The 20565-nt window shown below is 63.5% G+C and carries 12 protein-coding genes; 5 read left to right on the top strand and 7 right to left on the bottom strand.

Annotated elements, in window-relative coordinates; translation table 11 throughout:
- Positions 1-104: 104 nt before the first annotated feature.
- Genes WG900_RS19425 through WG900_RS19410 form a run of 4 tightly spaced genes read left to right on the top strand, consistent with a single transcriptional unit; the run spans position 105 to position 5997 of the window.
- Positions 105-2549, top strand: coding sequence for a cyclic nucleotide-binding domain-containing protein (locus WG900_RS19425; RefSeq protein WP_339969925.1), 2445 nt, complete (start codon positions 105-107; stop codon positions 2547-2549).
- A complete protein-coding gene (locus tag WG900_RS19420) occupies positions 2549-3415 on the top strand; it encodes a hypothetical protein (RefSeq protein ID WP_339969923.1) in 867 nt (288 codons plus the stop codon). Before WG900_RS19425 ends, WG900_RS19420 begins: the two co-directional genes overlap by 1 nt.
- Before the next feature lie 15 nt (positions 3416-3430).
- Positions 3431-5128 (top strand): cytochrome c3 family protein, encoded by a 1698-nt coding sequence (locus WG900_RS19415; protein ID WP_339969921.1) that lies wholly within the window; start codon positions 3431-3433, stop codon positions 5126-5128.
- Positions 5125-5997, top strand: coding sequence for a phosphodiesterase (locus WG900_RS19410; protein WP_339969919.1), 873 nt, complete (start codon positions 5125-5127; stop codon positions 5995-5997). Before WG900_RS19415 ends, WG900_RS19410 begins: the two co-directional genes overlap by 4 nt.
- On the opposite strand, the gene WG900_RS19405 is transcribed toward WG900_RS19410, so the two are convergent.
- From WG900_RS19405 to WG900_RS19390, 4 genes are read right to left on the bottom strand one after another with little or no spacing between them, the layout of a single operon-like run.
- Positions 5994-10031, bottom strand: coding sequence for a hypothetical protein (locus WG900_RS19405; protein WP_417598614.1), 4038 nt, complete (start codon positions 10029-10031; stop codon positions 5994-5996). The genes WG900_RS19410 and WG900_RS19405 overlap by 4 nt on opposite strands.
- Complete coding sequence (locus WG900_RS19400) at positions 10031-11905, bottom strand: hypothetical protein (protein WP_339969917.1); 1875 nt, start codon at positions 11903-11905, stop codon at positions 10031-10033. The genes WG900_RS19405 and WG900_RS19400 overlap by 1 nt, the downstream gene beginning before the upstream one ends.
- Complete coding sequence (locus WG900_RS19395; RefSeq protein WP_339969915.1) at positions 11905-13875, bottom strand: heme-binding protein; 1971 nt, start codon at positions 13873-13875, stop codon at positions 11905-11907. The genes WG900_RS19400 and WG900_RS19395 overlap by 1 nt, the downstream gene beginning before the upstream one ends.
- Positions 13872-15236 (bottom strand): multiheme c-type cytochrome, encoded by a 1365-nt coding sequence (locus WG900_RS19390; RefSeq protein WP_339969913.1) that lies wholly within the window; start codon positions 15234-15236, stop codon positions 13872-13874. The genes WG900_RS19395 and WG900_RS19390 overlap by 4 nt, the downstream gene beginning before the upstream one ends.
- Before the next feature lie 310 nt (positions 15237-15546).
- On the opposite strand from WG900_RS19390, the gene WG900_RS19385 reads away from it, so the two are divergent.
- Complete coding sequence (locus tag WG900_RS19385; RefSeq protein ID WP_339969911.1) at positions 15547-17799, top strand: CHASE2 domain-containing protein; 2253 nt, start codon at positions 15547-15549, stop codon at positions 17797-17799.
- 5 nt (positions 17800-17804) lie between these two features.
- Here the strand turns inward: WG900_RS19385 and WG900_RS19380 are convergent, their stop codons facing one another.
- From WG900_RS19380 to WG900_RS19370, 3 genes are all read right to left on the bottom strand, one after another.
- Entirely contained in the window at positions 17805-18695 is an 891-nt protein-coding gene (locus WG900_RS19380) for a FecR family protein (RefSeq protein WP_339969909.1), read from the bottom strand.
- Entirely contained in the window at positions 18692-19078 is a 387-nt protein-coding gene (locus tag WG900_RS19375; RefSeq protein ID WP_339969908.1) for a tetratricopeptide repeat protein, read from the bottom strand. Before WG900_RS19375 ends, WG900_RS19380 begins: the two co-directional genes overlap by 4 nt.
- 87 nt (positions 19079-19165) lie before the next feature.
- Complete coding sequence (locus WG900_RS19370; protein WP_339969906.1) at positions 19166-20560, bottom strand: DUF1501 domain-containing protein; 1395 nt, start codon at positions 20558-20560, stop codon at positions 19166-19168.
- Positions 20561-20565: the final 5 nt, after the last annotated feature.

The raw sequence follows: 20565 nt of genomic DNA, 5'->3' as shown, positions 1-20565 counted from the left end.
TCCTTCGCTGCTCTGCAATATGCGGGTCCGGTGTGGATTAGCGCCTGCGATTATGCAACTGTCTCTCCCTTGGCAGCGGGCGTCTTCGCCTGCGGGGAGAGCCAATGAGCGAACGCGTCCGCATTGCCATCGTCGGCTCCGGCCCCTCCGGCCTGAGCGCGGCGGCGCGTGCCGCGCAGCTGGGCCTGTCGCACGTCCTGCTGGAGCGAGCCACGCACCTCTCCGACACGATCCACAAGTACCAGAAGGGCAAGCATGTGATGGCCACCCCGAGTGCGCTGGTGCTGCGCTCGGATATGGAATTCGGGGCGGGGAAACGCGAAGCAGTGCTCGATACCTGGGACCAGCAGGCCGCCGCGCTTGGCATCCATGTGATGTACGGAGCCGAAGTCCAGGCGATCGCAGGGGAAAAGGGAAGCTTCATTGTCGCGCTCAAGAATGGCGGGCAGGTTGCTGCAGAAACGGTAGTCCTCGCCATCGGCACACAGGGAAATCCCACGCTGCTGCGCTGTCCCGGCGGCGATATGGGCCATGTCCAGTACCAGCTCGATGACCCCGGCGAATATGTCGATGAGCACATTGTAGTGGTGGGATCTGGTGATGCCGGGATCGAGAACGCCCTCGGACTGAGCGCCGATCCGGCACAACGCAACACCGTGACCATTCTCAACCGCAGTGCGGATTTTGCGCGCAGCAAACCGGCAAATGTCGCCCTGCTGCACGAGGCAGCGGCGGCGGGCCGGCTGACCATCCGCCTCGAAACCAGCCCGGCCGAAGTCCGCAAAGGCGAACTCCTGCTCGATACCCGCGACGGGCAGGAAATCATTCCTTGCGATCGCATCATCGCCCGGATGGGTTCGGCCCCGCCCCGCAACTTCATCGAGGCTTGTGGGATCGCCTTTACCGGGCCTGACCGCGAAGCGTTGCCGGTGCTTTCGCCAGCCTTCGAGACCAGCCGGGCGGGCGTGCATGTCATTGGCGCCCTGGCGGGCTATCCGCTGATCAAGCACTGCATGAACCAGGGCTATGACGTGGTCGAGTTCATCAATGGCAACCACAGCCTCAAGCCTGCCGACGAACCGATCCTGGCCGAACGTCTTGCCTCACTTCCCGGACAGCGCTCCGTCGATCAGTGGCTGGACCTTCTGCGCGGCAATATCGACATCTTCAGCGACGTTTCTCCGTTGCAACTGCGCGAGCTGCTGCTCGACAGCACGGTGCGCAGCTTTGCCCCCGGCGAACCTCTGTTCGTTCGCAACGACACGGGATCATCGCTGTTTGCCATTGCCGAGGGCTCGGTGGTGGTGGAGATCGACAAGGGCGATCCGGCAAGGATCGTGACCATCGGTCAGGGACAGATCGTCGGCGAGGTCGGGCTGATCTCAGGGCGGCGGCGCGGCGCGACGGTGCGGGCCGGCGGTCCAGTCATCGCGGTGGAACTGTCACGCACGGCAGCCCTCAGGCTGATCGCGACAGTGCCCGCAGCGGGGCGTGCGATCACCCGCGTCTCTATCGAGCGGCAGATCCTGCAGATGTTCGGCTCCGGGCTTACCCGCGAGGATATTGCCGAGGTCATCGATTCCGCCGAAGTGACGACGGTGCGCGCGGGCGAGGCGGTGCTTACCGAAGGCGAAACGGGCAACGACATCTTGGTCATTCGGCGCGGCTCGATGGCGGTGGAAAAAACGATTGGCGGGAAAACCGTGTTCCTCAGCTATCTGCCGGCAGGGTCCTATGTCGGCGAAATGGCTCTGCTCGACGGCTTGCCGCGCAGTGCGACGGTTCGCGCGGCCGTGCGTTCCGAAGTGATCCGCTTGCCCGGAGATGCCTTTGCCCGCCTGCTCGAACGCAAACCCGATCTGCAGCGCAAGGCCATGGCCGATATGGCGGCGCGGCGCGATATCAACGCCTTCATCGAAGGCCGCAAGGAACAGTTCTCCAGCTCGGTCGACATGTATTCCGAGACCGCGCAGTTCCTCGTCGACAACGGCCTGGGCGAGGCCACCGACGTCCTGCTGATTGACGAAACGCTGTGCATTGGCTGCGACAATTGCGAGAAAGCCTGTGCCGACAGCCACGACGGCCTCAGTCGGCTAGATCGTGAGGCGGGACGGACCTTTGCCCACCTTCACGTTCCGACATCGTGCCGACATTGCGAGCACCCGCACTGCATGGCCGATTGTCCGCCTAACGCCATCCACCGCGGAGCCGATGGCGAAGTGGTCATCGACGACACATGCATTGGCTGCGGCAATTGCCAGCGCAACTGCCCCTATGGCGTGATCCGGATGGATGCGGTCCCGCCGAAGAAGCCGTCATTGCTGTCGTGGATGCTGTTCGGCAGCGGTCCCGGCCCGGGAGAGGCACCCGAAAAATGGCGAAAGGCCCATGCGGCGTCAGACGAGGTACCCAAGAAGGCAATCAAGTGTGACATGTGTTCCGGGATCGATGGCGGCCCGGCTTGCGTGCGCGCCTGCCCTACCGGAGCCGCGATCCGCATTGCACCCGAGACCATGCTTTCGGTTTCCAGGCTGGCGAAGGAGGAGTGATGGCAGGCTCGCCACGCCAGACAGGACGCCAGTTCGATGCCGACCACGAGGGATTCCTGCGTCACCGCCGCTTCCGCTGGCTGAAACGTGCAGCATTGCTGTGCGTGGTGGTCACCCTTGTCTATGCCCTGAGCGACCCCCAGCCGCGTCCCAATGGCGGGACCTGGCTCGGCTATGCCCTTGGCACACTTGGCCTGATCCTGATCCTTTGGCTCGCCCTGCTCGGGGTGCGCAAGCGGACCATGACCCGCGGGGCATGGTCGCTCAAGGCCTGGACCTCGGCGCATGTCTATCTTGGGCTGGCACTGATCGTCATCGCCACATTGCACAGCGGCTTCCAGTTCGGCTGGAACGTGCATACGCTGGCCTATGCCCTGATGATGCTGGTGATCGCATCGGGCATATTCGGAATCGTTGCCTATGCCACAGTCCCCGGTGCCCTTAGCAGCAACCGTGAGGAAATGACCGAAGCGCAGATGGTCGAGGCGCTGGGCGCAGTTGACCGGCAGCTGGAGCATGCCGCCCAGCCGCTCGAACGGCGCTGGATCGAACAGGTGATGCTTGCTCTGGATGAAAGCCTGGCCGGTGACGGACTGCTCAGACGTCTTTCGGCAAGGCCGCGGGCAGGAGCGACCATGCAAGCGATTGCCGCTTTCAACAGTGCCAGTCCAGACGAAGCCGCCGATCCGGCAATCGTCCGCGTCGAGGCACTGCTCCAGCGGCGGCAGGCACAGCTTTCCCGGATGCGGCGGCACATGCGGTTCAAGGCCCTGCTCGAGATCTGGCTGTTCGTTCACGTCCCCACAACTTTCGCGTTGATTGCCGCGCTGATCGCGCATGTCGTCAGCGTGTTTTACTACTGGTAGGGGGCGACGCGGGGCATGTCCTTCCGGCTGAAGACCGTCGAGACAACCGCGCAGGGACGCGAGATCGTGCGCCTGCGCGACCTCCCGGGTGATTCCCTGACACTCGGCCGTTCGGCGGATTGCACGCTGCACCTGCCCGACCTCGCGCTTGATCCGCACCACGCGACGATTGCTGCGGCCGATGGCGGTGGAATTGCCGTCACGTCGGCGGGCACGCTGGCATTCGCCTATGATGGCAAACAGGTCCGCAGTGCCGCGATTGATCCGGAAACAGGCGGGGAGCTGCGCTTCGGCAGGCACCGCGTGCTGGTATCGCGCGATCATGATGGTGCCGTTCTGCTCACGGTCAGCCAGATCGCCGATGCGGATGCGGATGTTGGCGAACGAAGCACATTCTCGCTCGCCGCAAAGCTGCCGGGCAAGCGGCTGATGTCATGGCTGCTGGCCATGGCGGTACTGATCGGTTTTCTTGCCGTGCCGATCACCAGTTCGCTGACCCGCGACCCTTCAGCCGACCAGAGAGTTACCGGTGACGCCGCCTGGAGCCCTGGCCCTCTCAGCCTTGCCCATCACCAGCTCGAGGCCAAGTGCGAGGCCTGCCATGTCAAACCGTTCGAGGCGGTGCGCGACGAAACCTGCCTCACGTGCCACAAGACCACGCACGATCACGCCGCGCCGGCCCGGCTCGCCTCTGCGCGCGGACCGGGCACTGCGGGTGACCGCTTGCAGTGGCAGATCGCCCACATGTTCGGCAAACCTGGCCCCGGCGCCTGCAGCGATTGCCACACCGAACACGAAGGCGCAGCCCGCATGCCCGCACCGGCGCAAGCCTTCTGTGCCGATTGCCATGGCGCGATCAAAGATCGCCTGCCGGACACCGCCATTGGCAATGCCGAAGACTTCGGCAAGCTCCACCCGCAGTTCCGTGCCGTCCTGCCGCTGACCCTCGGAAACGAAAAACTCACCCGCGTGTCGCTTGCGGCCAATCCACGTGAGGCCAGCGGCCTCACCTTTCCGCACGATCTTCACCTCTCCACGCGCGGTGGCGCGGCGCAAATGGCTCGGCGGCTGGGCAAAGGGTCCGCGCTCGATTGCGCTTCGTGCCACCGCCCGACGGGTGACGGTATCCGCTTCCTGCCGATCAACATGGAGCGAGATTGTGAAAGCTGTCACAGCTTGGCCTATGACCGGGTAGGCAGCACTTTCCGCCGCCTCCGGCACGGCGATGTTGACCAGATGATCGCCGATCTGTCGGTCGCCCCGCAAAGGGCCGCTCCAGTGGTCTCCGGCAGACGGCGGCCGGGAGAATTTTCCAGCGGCGGCACCTATTTCGCCCGCTTTGCTGCACCGTCCAGCAGCATCGGTGCGGTCGGACAGGCGCTTTCGCGCGATGGCATATGCGGAGAATGCCACAGCCCGGCAATTTCCGGCGGGCGCTTCTCGGTGGTGCCCGTCACCCAGGTCAGCCGTTATTTCCAGCATGGCTGGTTCACGCACGCCGCGCACAAGCAGGAGAAATGCGCGAGCTGTCACAAGGCCGGGAAATCCGGCAGTTCTGCCGATGTGTTGATCCCTGACCTGGGCACTTGCCGCACTTGCCACCTTGGTGAGGACGCCCCGCGCGGCAAGGTTTCGTCGGGCTGCGCCATGTGTCACGATTATCATTCGACCGTGCAGGCCCCTCGCGGGCTGGCGCCGAGGAGGCGGCAATGAACAGGGCAGCGCTGCTGATCGCCCAGATCACCGATTGCCATATCGGCTTCGATCCATCCGATCCCGACGAAGACAACGTGCGCCGCCTGCGCGCGGTGCTGGACCAGCTGGCCCGCGGCCCCGATCGCCCCGATCTGGTGCTGCTGACCGGCGATCTCACTGCGCGAGGCCATGCAGCAGACTATGCGCGACTGGCCGAGGTGCTTGCCGGATATGACCTGCCGGTGCGGCTGATGATCGGCAACCACGATCAGCGCGAGGCCATGCTTTCAGCTTTTCCGGACACGCCGGGCGGCGATGGCTTTGTGCAATTCGTGGTGGACCTTCCCGGACTTCGGGTCATCGTGCTCGACACGGTGGAAGCGGGCCGCCACGCCGGAGCCTTCTGCGAAGCCCGCGCGGCATGGCTTGGCGAACACCTCGACGCCGATCCGCAAACGCCTGTATTGATCGCCATGCATCATCCGCCGATCAGGTCGGGGATCGATTGGCTGGATGGTGGCGATGACGAACCTTGGGTCGCACGCTTCGCTGCAACGATTGCCGGAAGGCCGCAAGTGCGCGCCATTGTGGCTGGACACCTGCACCGCACCATCTTCACCACGGTTGCGGGCGTGCCAGTTTCCGTCTGCCCTTCCTGCGCTCCGGCGGTTTCGCTTGATCTACGCGCCATCGATGCGCGGCATCCTGACGGCAGGGCGATGGTAGCGGACGAACCTGCGGGTTATGCGCTCCACCGCTGGGACGCAGCAGGGCTGGTGTCGCACTTTGGTGCAGTGCTGCCGGACAGGCCATGGCCAACCCTCGCCAGTTTCGATGGGGCGATGCAGGAAACCGTCTTGCAGAACGAGCGCGAGCGCTCCTTCTAACGTGCCTCGCGCCAGTCGGTCATGTCCCCCTCATCGCGGACCTTGTAGGGAAATCCGCTCCGATTGAGGAACAGCCGCTCCATTTCGGAGCGATTGAACGGGCGCGAACCCAGTCGTCCGAACACCGCGATCTGCCCGCCGGTTTCATCAACCGCGCGGTCTCGGTCAAGCGGTTTGGACAGTGCAATTGCCGGTGTTGGCGTGCGGGCCCAGGCGATCAGTTCGGGCTTGGGCGCTGGCGAGAAGCCATAGAAATTCGGCTGGCTCTCGGGCGAGGTCAGTTGCAGAACCTTGAGCCCATTACGGCCATCGGCGACATAGGCGAACAGCGAGGCGTTGGTCGATGCAACAACCACATCCCCGGCATCGTTCATCGCGCCCCCGAAGGTTTCCCTCAGATAGACCTGCGGACTGCGGGGGCGCTTGACGTCAACGATCACCAGACCGTCCTTCCCGGCAGCCACATAGGCATAGGTCCGGGCGAGATAGACCCGCCGGGCATCAGCCAATGCCACGGCCGCTTCGGGTACCGCGACCGGATTGCGCAGGTCGGTGACGTCGAACAGCTTGAGTCCCTCGCCATCGGTCACCCACAGGTATCGGAACTGGACCGAGCTCGCCCGTGCATCGTCAAGCTCACGCATGGCGGAAACCTTTGGATGCATCGGGTCTGCAAGGTCGATGACAATCAGGCCCTTGTCAGCGATGACAAAGGCAACCTCGCCCGCGAGCACGATATGCCGTGCGCCATTCAGAACGCCGTCGGGGTTCCAGGTCAGCGATCTTTTCAGCCGGTTGTTGCGCAGTTCGCCGTCCGCGAAAGTGTTGATATTGACCAGGATCAGCCCTTCGACGCTGTCGGTGATCGCGGCGTAGTTGTAGATCGGCAGGAACGGCTGCTCCTGGTTTGCCTCGCGCATCAGCTTCGTGTTGCGCTCGGGCGCGATCGGCTGGTTGGTTGGCAGCGCCATGCAGGTGGCATTGGCGCTATCGACATGGGCATCGCCCGCGAAAGGCGCCGAGACAATCGGATCGGCAAAACCCTTGTTGGCCACGGCCGCGACATCATAGACGTGAAAGCCTCCCTTGCCCTGCGCGACGAACAGAAACTCGCCGCGCAATTGCAGGCAGCCCACGCGATCCGGTGTGCCCTGAGTAACGTTGCGGAATTCCTCAAGCGGATGGGTTTCGCCCGAAAGCTTTGCATCGAAGGCTTTGCCGCGCGTCCAGTTCTTCAACTCGCGCCCGTTCTGATCAACGTGCATGCGCCAGTAATCGGGATAGGCATAGCGCTGCAGGTAGGAACCGATCACCGCCTGCGGTTCATCCCATTCGGTTACCCGTACTGCCTCGATCCCGCCCTCGAGTCCGGTCCAGGCGTTGAGGCCCATGAAATTGACGAAGTTGGTGCCGAGCAGCAGCGTCTGCGCCATGACGGCATTGTTGTCTTCGTCCGCGCTGACATGGCAATCGCTGCAAACCTTGGTCTCGGCAGTCCGCACCGTATGCGGGAAATGAGGGGCGAAGGCCTGGCTCGAGAACCCTGGCGCGCTGATCGGTGGCTGCTGGATATAGATCCGTTCGCGATTGGCGTTGGTTGACGACAGGACAAGCGCCGAGGACGATCGCACCGGGGCGACCTGATTGCCTTTGGTGGTCTGATGCTTGCCCAGCTGGAACATTTCGTCGCGCGCAACCTGCGGATTGTAGGTGGCGAAATTGCGCGTTTCCTCACCCGAGAAGTGATGTTCAGTGGTCTTCCAGTTGGCCTCGATCGGCAAGTGACAGCCGCCGCAACTGGTCGTCCACGAAAGATGGCAGGTGAAGCAGGCCATGGCCTCATCCTTGTGCGCCCGATCCTTGGCAGGAACGCCCGGCCCGAAGCCGAACTTGCCGTCCTCCGCTCCGGACCTGCTCATCAACTTGGCGCGTGCGGATTTGAAATTGAAGAACGGGCTGGCGGGATCGACGCTGTCCTTGGTCAGCCGCACCGACCATGACAGCTTGGGATCGACGATCGAGCGCTGGATCAGCGTACGCCGCCCGGTGTCGCTTTCAACCCATTCGAACCGCCGCAATCCGTCGGGGTTGCGCAGCAGCGCAAGGTTGTTGCCCTTTGGCGGAGCAGCGGGGCCGGACGTCATGAGCGTGGGATAGGTATCGGCGGTGCCGTGGCAGTCCTTGCAGCCAATCTCCACAGCATTGGCCACCTCGCCATAGATCAGCCCGTTGCCGTGGCTGTCCTGCGCGAAGTGGCAATCGGCGCATTGCATGCCTTTTTCTGCATGAATATCCATCAGATGGACCGATTTTCCGGGGTTTACACCGGGCGGAACAAAGGCCTCCTCACCGCCCTTGCGCCATTTTTCCGGATCGCCCGGATCGACCTCTTTGCCTGCAGCATCGAGCAGGTTGCCGTCGCGGTCACGCTTGAACACGCCGCGAAAGTTCCAGCCGTGACCGTGATAGTCGGCGAACTGCGTGTCCTTCAATGCCGGGTTGAGATCATGAACGTTGCGCAGGAAATTCACATCGCCCCACAGCCCGCGCGCAGCCGCACCTTCGGGATTGCGATCGTTGGCTTCGCGGATCGCGGCGGCATTGGGGTAGCGTTGGCGCTTGTAGAGCCGCTCGTAATCGGCATCGGTGATCCCCGGCGGACGGGGTGTGCGATTTTCCGGCCCGGGCCACAACATGGGCGCATCGGCCTCGTAATCCCACATGGTGTAGCCAAGGTAGGAATTCACGAAAACGTTCGGCTGGTGCATGTGACAGGACATGCACTGCGCCGTCGGGATCGCGCGGGTGAACACGTGGCCGATAGGGTGGCCGCTCTCCTTCGCGCCGACTTTGCCTGATGCTGCCCCGTCACCATGATCGCCTTTCAGCGTGCCATGCCCGTCATGCTTGCCGGCGATGGTGGGATCGACCGTGGCGCTTTGCCCGTCGCGGCCATGTTTGGCGTAGGTCAGGCTGTGACGCGGTTCGCGGTCATTGGCATAGACCACATGGCAGGCCGCGCAGCCCGAGTGACGATAGTCCCCCGGTTGATCGTTGGTGCCCATGAACCACATGAAGGGATCGTTGAGCCGGGTCTTGTGGATGTTGAGCACCGGGATCGCCACGCGAAGTCCGGTACCGGGACCGCGGTTCGATTGCTTGAGATCGGGCCGGCCCGGTTCCTCCAACCGCTGGATCTGACCGCTGGCATTGGGCAGGCCAACCTCAGGAAAGGCGCTGCTGTTGGTCCGCCCGCCATCCTCGAACACGCGGAACACATCGCCGGGCGGCACCACGTTCCAGCGCGGCAGCGGATAGAGCGCGGCGAGCGCGCCGCGCACTGCCTGCCGCTTGCTAACAGTTCCCGGCGGGCTGCCGGGGGCAACGACCTTGGCGGGCTGGCCATCGCGGGTATAGGCTTCGCCGAAGGTGTAATTCTTCAGTGGCACGATGCCGTTATTGTAGGCAGCCCCGCCCCACAGCATTGCGCCGCTGGCCATCAGCGACCGCTCCCCCGCCTCGATCGTCGCTGCATGGCAGGCCCCGCAAGCCTCGCGCACAACGCGGTAATCGCTGGGGTTGATGAAGCGGATGAACTCGGGTGCCTCGCGGTTGAGCAGCGTGTAGCTGCGTTTGGGATTGGCCGATGACGGGAAATGCCAGCTATCCGGATAGCGCGGCAGCACATGGGCTGCGTCACGCGCGGCGGCATAGCTAGGATCGCCGCGCGGCGACGCGGGATTGCCCCGGATCGCGGCATTACCGCCATGGCAATCGGTACATCCCAGCCGCACGGCGGGAGAGTAGTGCATTGTCGGCGCTTCGGTGGCAACATGGCAGGACTGACAGCCCTCCGTCTTGGCGAGCACATCATCGATGCTCTGCTTGTCCGGCGCCGATCCAGCCTTGACCAGCGCATAGTCGCGCATCACCGGCTTTTCGCCTTCGCTGGCAAGCAGCCCTGTCCCTCGCAAAAGCAGGCATCCCGCCGAGACCAGCGCGGCGAAAAACATCAGGGTGCGCGCCTTCTGCATCAGAAGGCCAATACCACATTGGCCAGCAGCGAGTAATAGCGGCGGTGGCGCTGGCTGTTCTCAAACAGGTCCTGGAAACCCTTTCCCGGCAGCAGCGCGGCAGCCGAAAAGCGGGCGACAATGTTCTGTGACGCCTTCGGTCGCCAGACCGCCGAGAGCGACAGGTCCCAGCCGATGTCTGCGGGGATCGTGCCTTCGTTGCGCAGCTCTTGCAGCACCGCTGTATTGGCGAACCACAGGTGGTTGGCATTGGCCGAAAGGCGCAGGGTGGGGCGCAGATCGAAATCGCCGCCGGCGCCCAAAAGCACCGTGCCGGGATTGTTGAAGTTCGATTGCCCCTGCTCTTTCGACGAGCGCAGCGAATTGAGAATGCCGTTACGCCCGTTCACCGCGACAGCGCGGCCTCCACCGGCGAAGGGAATGGTCTGGCGGATCCAGTAGGAGGTATCGGCCCCGGCAAATACGGGGTTTTCGAAGATGGCATCGAAGCCGCCTTCGGTGTTGTCACGGGGATTGCCATCGCCACTGGCGTAGAGCCCCGACAGCCGGAAGCGCATCCAGTCCTTGTCATAGGACAGTTCGGCAGCGGCAAAACCTGCACGGATTTTTGCGGACTCGCCGGTGAAGAACGAGTTCCGGTCTTGCCCCAGCGCGAGATAGGTCGAGGCCGTCAACCCCAGCCGGCCCACCCGGCCATCGGCGCTGTAGCCAAGATAGACGACATCGTAATCGCGGCCGCGCAAGGTGCCAAGCAAGGCCGGGCGGACGGGAAAACCGTTGTCGTCGATCTCGACCTCGTCACCTTCGCGGTTGCGGTTATAGGCGACCGTAATCTGGCTGGTCAGCCCGACCAGCGGAAAATCCTGGCGATAGACATTGGCGATGAACAGCCAATCGTCACGGGGGCGTTGGACAACAGAGTTGAGCCCCGAATTGGTATCCTTCTCCAGCCGCCAGAACGCGGCCAGATTGTATTGCCACCGGTTGCCATCGCGGTTGCCGAACAGGCGGACACCCAGCTGATTGTCGTTGAACAAGAAGCCGCGAAAGTCGGCCTGGAACGGCTGGATACCCACGCGGATCGAATCGAAGTCATAGCGTTCGGACACGTTGCGCAGGTGATAGTCGACGAACAGTTCCTGCACGCCAATGAAGTGATCGGCGCGGTGGCTCGGTTTGCTGGGCTCGACGCTGAGCACCCGGCGTTCGGGGACATCGACGTAGCTGAAGTTGAAGGCGAGCGCGGCGCGGTATTCGATCTCGGGCGGCTTGAACGCGGTGTTGCCCTTGGTCAGCGCCGCGCCCAGCAAGATCGTCTGCGAAAAGACATAGCTCGCGTCCTTTCCAAACACGTCAAGGCTCGCCGGGCGCTCGCTCGCCTGAACGCCGCCGGGAAGCGGGAAGGTGCGCGGCTCCAGCACAGTATCGGAGACTGCGTTCAGCGTCAGGAACCAGTCATCTCCCTTGAGGAAACCCGGTCGTTTGCCCCTGGCCAACGGCAGGTCACCCTTAAGCAGGTTCTGGTGAAACGGATCACGCCGCGAATGGCAGACATGGCTCAGGTTGGGATAGAGATCGACCAGGGTGCGATTCGCCCCCGGCGCGGGACACAGCCCTGTCACGATCCGCCAGCGATCGGGCAGCGGAAATTGATCGGTCGGGAAAGCTTCGGGTGGCGGCGCGCGAACCGCGCCAGGGTTATCCTGCGAGATCCGGTCCGGCAGGCCGGTTTCGAAGCCCGGGCGGCGGCGGCCTTCGATCACGCCGGGATCGACTTCCACCGGGACAACCTCATCGGGTGGCAGCGGCGGAGGACTTGGCGAGGCCTGTGCTTGTCCGAGCAGAAGCGGCAGAAGGAGCGCCCCGGCCCCCATTACAGTCCTTGGCAGACGTTCTGCCCATCGCTGCCGACGAAGGGCGCGAACGGGCAAATGACATAGCGAAGCCGGGTCGTTCGTCCGCTGCCGAGATCGAATGTGGTCGCATCGGCACGCACGGAGAGCGGCGCATTGCCCAGCGTCCCCAGCGCGGCGCTGGCATTGGCAAGACCAAGGAAGGCGATCATGTCGTCCTGATCGATCCCGTCACCCGAAACCCCGATCGCGCCGACCAGAACTGACCCGCGATAAATTGGCACTGCTCCCGGAAATATCTGCAAGCCGTTCTGCAAGCGGTTTTGCCCTGCCGCCACCTCGGGGATGAAGCTGCACCGTGCCGGCGTATCGATCAGGCTTGCTCCGGTGAGAAAATTGAGGTGCTGGGCCAGGTTCGTCAAGACGAGCGCCGATTGCAGTCCGGTGGAGAACGGGCTCCACTTGGCGATCGGACGCGATAAGGGACCATTGGGCCGGCCCAGTTCACCGTCCGGGAAGTACGGCCGCGCAAGGTTGCCGATGGCACGATCGGAGAACGCCACTCTGCCGGTCAGCGCTGCGGGATCGGCAAAAAAGCTGCGTGTTGCTGGGACGAAGCTGCGAACATCGGCGCTGGGATCGGCAAGCAGCTGGGTCGCTGCACTGGCATTGCTGAGGAAAGCCGCCGAACGCGCCTTCTGTAGCGAAACATCAATCCCGAACACGGGCGCATCGGGTGAACGCACGATGCCGAGCGGCACCCCCCGTGTATCGACCAGCGAGATCGTCACCTGCGCCAGACTGTCCAGCGGGCGGCGGATCTGCGCCCGCGCCCGCGACATGACGGCAAAGGCCTGTTCAAGAATTCGTTGTGCCTCGAGCACGCTGATGGCCGTACCAACCTCGGCGGCATCGCTGCCCGCGCGCAATGGATAGCGGTTGCTGCCCGATCCATCGGACAGGACAAAGGCATCGCCGTTGGTGAACTCGGCTGAAGTCGCGCGGCGCAGGCCCGATGCCTCGCTGCCATAGACCGCGCCCGCCTGCACGCTTGCGGTGCTGTAATAGCCGGTCACGCTCACCAGATTTCCGAGCGCCGGTACTGTGACCGCATAGGTGGCCGAAGACACCGCGGCAAGGTCGGCATAGTCGGCGTCGGTGTAGCGCAGCAGCGTTCCATCGAGCGAAATGCCGTTGGCGCGCACGGCCACGGGTGCTTCGAAACCGACGGTTCCGGCAAGGCCGATCCGTTCATCGCCATCGCTGTCGATATCGAGGACATTGGCATCGAAGCCATAGACCCCGTCGGACGCCACGCCGATGCCACCGACCACAACGCCGTTCTTGTAAAGCGGAAAGCCTCCCGGATCGGCCGAGAGCCCAAGCGGCGAACGCTTTGGCCCGATCATCGCCGCCGGGCCGGGTGCCAGCCGGGCTGCCAGATCGGAGCAGGGCAACTGGCTGAACTGCACTCCAAACAGCGGACCGCTTTCAAGTCCGCTGGTCGATGGCGCGGGCGGGAAATGTTGCTGCACGATCATCGAGGCGGTGCGGGTGGAAAAAGCATTGCCGCCGCTCGAAAGGTAGGCCCCGGTGATGGCCTTGGCGATTGCCGCAGCCTCTGCCGGGAAGGTGAGTCCCTGTGCATCCTGCGCCGAGCCATCGCTCGCCCTGGGAATTGCAACCGTTGCCGCAGCGCCCGTCATCCGCAACACGGCGAGGACATTGCCCACCCGATCGGTTACCGCGACAACCGCCGGCTTGCCATCCGCCTGGGCCTGCGCGGCGGCCTGTGCCAGCACCTTCTGGACATCAGCTACCGAGAGCGATTCTGCGGCCGGAGCCGAATAGACCAGCCCGGCAGGCGGCGGTGGCGGCGTGGGAGTTGGCGTGGGCGTTCCGCCGCCGCCGCCGCCCGAACTTCCGCCAGAACTGCCACCGCATGCGCTCAACACCAGCAGGAATGACAAGGCGACCGCAACAGCCTTCATTGCAGCGCCTCGATGCTGCGAAGCGCCTGTCCCAGTGCGCCACGGAAGCTCGCAGGGTTGTAATCCCTCGGGCTTGAGACGGCGGCATAGGCGCGGTTGATATTGGCACGGATGCCTGCCGCTGCACCCACCGTCACGCGGCCCTCGCGGACCAATGCATTAAGCAGCGTATCGACAGCCATGACCGCCTGCGCCGATCCGGCATAGTCGGTGAAGCGCGGCGAGATGGCGCGCCCACCGATTGCACTGATCACCCGGAACGCCGTGTCGATACCGCCCGGACTGCGGGCCATGGCCGAGCCAAGCTCGCCTGCCGCGACGTTCAGGCGCTGGGCAGCAGCAGCCGTTTCGGCCCGGCCGCTGCCCATGGCGGCGTGGAAACGGCGCGCCGCCACATCGAACCGGACCGCCTCGGCAGGCGCCAGCACCTGCGCCACGGCTGAAAGCATGATGATGTTCTCATCGTTCCACGGTGGCTGGCCGAATTCGATCGGACGGCCCGGATTGGGTTCAAAAGTGCGGCCGCGCGCCGGATTATCATCAATGGCGCGATGACAGGAATGGCAATCGTAAAAGGTGAATTCAGGAAAAATCCCGTTCGATGCAATGTCGGCACGGCCAAACAGGGTGAGCGAACGTTGCACCGCTTCCGCCTGCCCCACTGCCCACAGACGCACAGAATCGATACGCGGTTTGCGAGCGGCGTAGTCGGCATCATCATCCCAGTGTTGTTGCAACGAGGAAAACAGGTCGAGCTCGAAGGACAAGCGAGGATGGCCCGCCGCCATCATCGCGTGAGTGACGAATTGCCCCGGCTTGCCGCTGCCAAGGTGGCAATCAAGGCAGACCCCAGCTCGCACCTGCGGATTGTCGAGCGGCACCATCCCTGCCGAGACATTCCCCGCATGACTCGCACCCACCGCATAGTGGCTGGCGATCCAGCCTGACGAAGCACCGTGACAGGATTCGCAGCTTACACCGTCGGATATCTGAAATCGGTCCCCCCGTTCGCCCACCGGGGTGGAATGGCAGCCAAGGCAGGCGGGAGCAGAACTGGCGGAGCCTAGCCCCAGCGTGCTGGATATGCGCTGGCCGCGCAAGGAGGTCAGTCCGGCATAGGCCCGTGAGTGCGCACCGCCACGCGACGAAGGCTCCTGCCATAATCGCAGCTCATCCTGCCGGACCACGGCGCCATTGCCTTCGGCGCGGCCATGACACGTCGATCCGGCGCAACTCGCTATGCCTTCATAGCGCCCGGCAGCAATCGCTCCTCCTGCCGCCAAAAGGCCAAGCAGCAGAGCGGCCAGCGACCATCGCAGCGCCTGACCCTTGCCCGAAAGGGTAAGACGCGCCGCCTTCATTCGATGGCGCCAATGTGCGGATAGTCGGAATTTTCAACAATCGACATGAGGCTCCCCAACACGCCTCAATCTGGCATAGCCTACCCGGTACAGCAAGGTTTCGCTCTCGGCTGTGCCCGCCGGTTCGGTTTGCTTCTCCTCGAGGTGAAGGAAGCCCCACTGACGTGGCCTTCGACACTTTGAACCCCACTGCGAAGCTGTTAGGTTCTAAATGCGCGGCCCGGCTGTCTGGGCAATAAGGGGGAAGCATGGCTAGGGCAGTAGCCCCATCCTCAGTTGCAGTGCCGCGGCAACGCTGGCCAGCCGTTCCATGGTCGCAGGACTGATGGCGAGGCGCCGTTTCGCCCCGGGCATCAATCGCACGCCGATGCTCGCCGGATTGCTGGTCGCAGCACTCATTGCCCTGTTGCAGGTCCTTCATCTACCGGCGATTGACCGCTTGGGCCTGTTGCTGTTCGACGGTTTTCAGCGCGCCGCGCCGCGCGCCTATGAGGATGTCCCGGTAAGGGTCGTGGATATCGACGATGAGAGCATCAAACGGCTGGGTCAGTGGCCCTGGCCGCGAAACACTGTCGCGCGGCTGACCGACCTGCTCGGCAAGGCGGGCGCCTCGGTTGTCGCCTACGACATCGTCTTTTCCGAACCCGATCGCACCTCGCCAGCGCACATTGCCGACCAGTTGGCGCGTGAAGGTGTCGATGCAGCGCTGGTTGGTGCCTTGCGAAAGCTGCCCGATAACGACACCCGATTGGCCAAGAGCTTTCAGGCAACACCGGTAGTTCTCGGCTATTTTCTGGTCAATGCCCCCGGCGGGGCTGAGGCCCCCTCCAGGGCCGGTTTCGCGGTTGGCGGTTCACTGCCCAGCGCAGTTCCCGATTTTCGCGCCGCCATCGCGCCCTTGCCTGTGCTGTCGGAAGCGGCGGCGGGGGCCGGATCCTTGAGCCTTGCGTCAGATAGTGACGGCATCCTGCGCAGCGTGCCCCTGCTTGCCCGGCAAGGACAGAAGCTGCTGCCTTCGCTCTCGCTCGAAGCGCTGCGGGTTGCGCAAGGCGCCGGATCGATCCAGGTGCGTACCAGCGACGCAAGCGGCGAGACGGCAGGCGCCGGAGGACAGGTCGTGGCCGTAAAAGTCGGCGCATTCGAAGTTCCGACCATGGCCAGCGGCGGACTCTGGCTGCATCATACCTTGCCTGCGCCTGCGCGGGTGATCCCTGCCTGGAAAATCCTCGACGGATCGATGACGAGCGAGCAACTCGAACAGGCGGTGTCCGGGCGGATCGTCTTTGTCGGTGCCGGATCGATCGGGCTGCGCGACCTTGTTGCGACACCGCTGCGGGACCGTGAGTTGGGGGTCATAGCCCACGCGCAGGCGACCGAGCAGATCGTGCTTGGCCACTTTCTGTTGCGACCTGACTGGGCAGCCGGACTTGAGATGGCAGTCGTTCTGGTGCTGGGTTTCGGGCTCGCGCTGCTGCTTCCCCGGTTGGGGGCCGCATATGGGGCAACGCTCGTTGTCGCCGGAATTTTCCTGGTTGGCGCCGGAAGCTGGCTGGCCTTCGTTCAACGCGGCTATCTGCTGGATCCGGTCTATCCGATGCTTGCCCTCGCGCTGGTCTACAGCACGCAGACCGCTCTGGTGTTTTACCGTGAGGAGCGCCAGCGTGCCTATATCCACAGCGCTTTCGACCGATACCTTTCGCCCGAACTGGTCAAGCGCATTGCCGCGGATCCTAATCGGCTTGAACTTGGCGGCGAAGAGCGCGAAATGACTGTGCTGTTCGCCGACATTCGCAGTTTTTCCCGCATTTCAGAACAGCTCGCCCCCAAGCAGGTGATCGCTTTCCTGATCGCGCTGCTCACCCCGCTGTGTGATGTTCTGCTGGGCCGCAAGGCGACGATCGACAAGTTCATCGGCGATGCCATCCTGGCCTTCTGGAATGCCCCGCTCGACGATCCCGACCAGCACCGCAATGCTGCCCGCGCAGCGCTGGCAATGCTGGGCAAGCTGGAGGCGCTCAATGGCGGCGAAGGACGTGATGCGGCAATTGTCTGGCCGGGACAGGTGCAGATCGGCATCGGGCTGAATTGCGGACTGTGCTGCGTTGGCAATATGGGCTCGGCGCAGCGACTGTCCTATTCGCTGATCGGCGACACGGTGAATCTCACTTCACGCATCGAGGGACTGACCAAGTTTTATGGCGTGCCAATCGCCATCGGCAGCGCGCTCAGGGACAAGCTGCCAGATTTCGCCGTGCTGGAGCTTGACCGCGTGCGCGTAGTCGGGCGCGACAGGCCCGAGACGATCTTTGCCTTGCTGGGTGATGAGAAATTGGCGGAGACGGCCGGTTACAAGCGCCTGCGAGAGACGCATGATGCCCTGCTGAGCGACTATCGGTCGCGCGATTGGGAGGCCGCCCGGTTGGCACTGTCCGCGCTTGACGGATGTGCAGAACCGTTCGGGCTGGGTCAGCTGGTGGCACTCTATGGTGAGCGCATCACAGCGCTGTCTGCCAACCCGCCTGAAGCCGGGTGGGACGGCGTCTATGAAGCGCGCACCAAGTAGCCGGATCAGGGCCTGGGAGGCTTACCCGCCGGGTTGTTCGGATTTGTCGGAACGGGCGCCGTGGTTCCCGTATTGGCGCGACCGCTGCTTCCCCCGCCGCCGATGATACCAGGCAGATTGCTCAGGATGCCTCCAAGGATGGACTCTGCGGCGCTATTGCCACCGACCGCCTGGCGCGGAAAAATCTGGTCCTGGAGTTTTGCCAACCCGGCGCCCGAGAGACGGAATGGCCCAATTGGAGCAGACCCAGCGCGCGGCACATAGACAGCGGACATTGGCTCGGTAAGGTCAACACTCACGCCATTCGAAGCCACAGCAGCCTCTCCCACATCAGCACCGGGCGCGGTACGACTGCCCGGTCCGCGCAGAACGATCAGTGTGGCAGTCTTGGCATCTGCCTTGGCGTTCCTGACTTCCCTGGTTTCTCCTTTAGCAATTTCACGCGCCGCTTCGCCGACTACGCCATCAATGATCGTGCCGCGAATACCAATCGTTGCCACGGGTGTGTTGATCGATCCGCTGTTGGCGCGGTTCTGCTGCCCCGACATGAAACGGAACGCCCCGCGTGCCACAGTTGCCCCGCTGCTACGGCCGCGCGCAGGATCATAGACGAAGCGGTCGATCCGCAAGCTGGCACTGGCTCCGATCGAAAAGGATGAACGGTCGAGCAACAGCAACTGAAGCTGGCTGGCCTTGCCGGTCTGGATGAGATCGCCCAGGGCAATCCGCTGTTTCACAGCCACTTGTTTCGCCTTGGGCGACTGAGCATTGCTCAGCTTGACCTCCTTGACGACCGAAGAGACCACCCCAATGGCACCATTCTGGGCCAGTGCACCATGGCCGGCGGCAAGGACGAATGCAGCTGCGAGCGGCAAGACAAAGCGGGGCGCGATCACTTTGCTCCTCCCCCGACGGGCTTGCACGGGGCGTTTGCTGCGGACCATTCGGATTTCTTGTAATCCCGGGATTTGAGACGCGCGAACTCAACCGAGGCGCCTTCAAGATCATCGATCCGGCAGAGGATCTCGGCATGGGCCAGCCGAACCTGCTTGTGCTTGGGGTCAACCGCAAGCACCCGCTCCAGCGTCGCCAGGGCATCGAGCCAGGCACCGGCAGCACTTTGCGAACGGGCGAGCGCCAGCCCGTCGGCGGGTTTCATGCTGGCTGCGACAAGCCGGTCAAGGTCTTCCAGCGACTGCGCTGATGCAACCTGCGGCAGACCCGCAATCAGACCGACGGCCAAGGCAACCCGTGTGAGAGCTGGATAGACATTCGTCATTGTCTCTGCATCCCCAGACTGGCTGGCGCAGTTTACCACCTTGCAGCGAAGCCGGCAAATGCAGGGCAAGGTCTCCCGGGCACACTGTTACACGAAGCCAAGATTGATGCCGAGCGGACTGCCCGAATAATTATTTATGTTCGGCACAACAGTTGAAAGGTCCGATGCCGAGACGCCGAACCAGCTTGCCAGGGTTGCAGCATATTGATCGACCGCCATGGTGGGGATCAGCCTCCCTTGGCCAATATCATTCGGCCCGTTGTTCGCCAAAATCGGGTTCGTGCCATAATAACGCCCGCCATTGACCGCTCCGCCGAGCGCGAAATGCATCGAGCCCCAGCCGTGGTCCGATCCGTCGTTGTTGGCCGTGAGCGCCCGACCGAAATCAGAGGCGGTGAATGTGGTCACCTGCGATGAAACGCCAAGTTCCACCGTGGTATCGTAAAACGCACGAAGGGCATCGGCGAGGTTGGCCAGGAGCACTGGGTGGAGTGCGCCCAGCCCGTCATGGGTATCGTAGCGCCCCGTCGAGACGAAGAAGACTTGCCGCTTCATGCCCAGCTGACTGCTCACCGAAATGAGCTTCGCCACCATCTGCAACTGCGCGCCCAACGAGCTTTGCGGATCCGCTGCGGCGGGGAACACGGTGCTCGTCACCTGCGCGCCTGCAAGAGCGCCCGAGAGGCTATCGTAGAGATTGAGCGCGCGCGAACCGACGTTGCCCAGCGCCAGTTCGAAATCGTGGGATCCACCCGATGAGCTGATCAGCGATTTCAAGAGAGTGGCCGCAGCGGCCGAGCCTTGCAGGCTGTTCCTGGCATTGAGCGCGATCGGGCCGTTCGAGGTTACCGAATACTGTACCGCCTGCCTGCCTGTAAGGTACACGGCATTTCCCGCGACGTTCATGCAGGTCAATGCCGAATTGCCGTTACCCGCTTGCAGCAGATCGCCGATGCGCCCACCCCAGCCGGATGCAGCGCCTTCGGGCGACGAGGCCTGCCAGTAGCTCTGCTGATCGTTGTGAGAAAGCAGCTTGGGCGGCAATGGCACGCTGTTTGCCTGATATTGCGCCTTGGTCGTCGGTTGCACGAGCGTTCCGATGTTCAGCATCACGGCCATCTTGCCAGCGTTGAAAATCGGCAGCAGCTTGGCGAGTTGGGGTGCGAGGGCGTATTGTGCGTTATTGGGCAGGGCTATCGACGGATTGAGCAGCGTTCCTGCCAGCGCCGACTGGGCATAGGCAAGGTTGGCCCGCTGGGCGCTGTAGACCCCGTATTGGGCGGTGTCATAGGGCACCAGCGTATTGGCATAGTCGTTGCCGCCGAACAGGAACACGCAGACCATCGCCTTGTAATCGGACGCCGTCGCGGCAGCCGCTTCGCCGATCGCCGCGAGGTTCATCACGAAGGGCGTTGCAGTTCCGGCAATAGAGAGCGCGGAAGCCCGCTTGAGAAAGGCGCGGCGGGAGGCGTCCATCGTCATGCTTC

It is taken from the genome of Novosphingobium aquae, from assembly GCF_037572715.1.
Classification (GTDB): Bacteria; Pseudomonadota; Alphaproteobacteria; order Sphingomonadales; family Sphingomonadaceae; genus Novosphingobium; species Novosphingobium aquae.
This window is presented reverse-complemented; position numbering and strand designations above follow the sequence as displayed.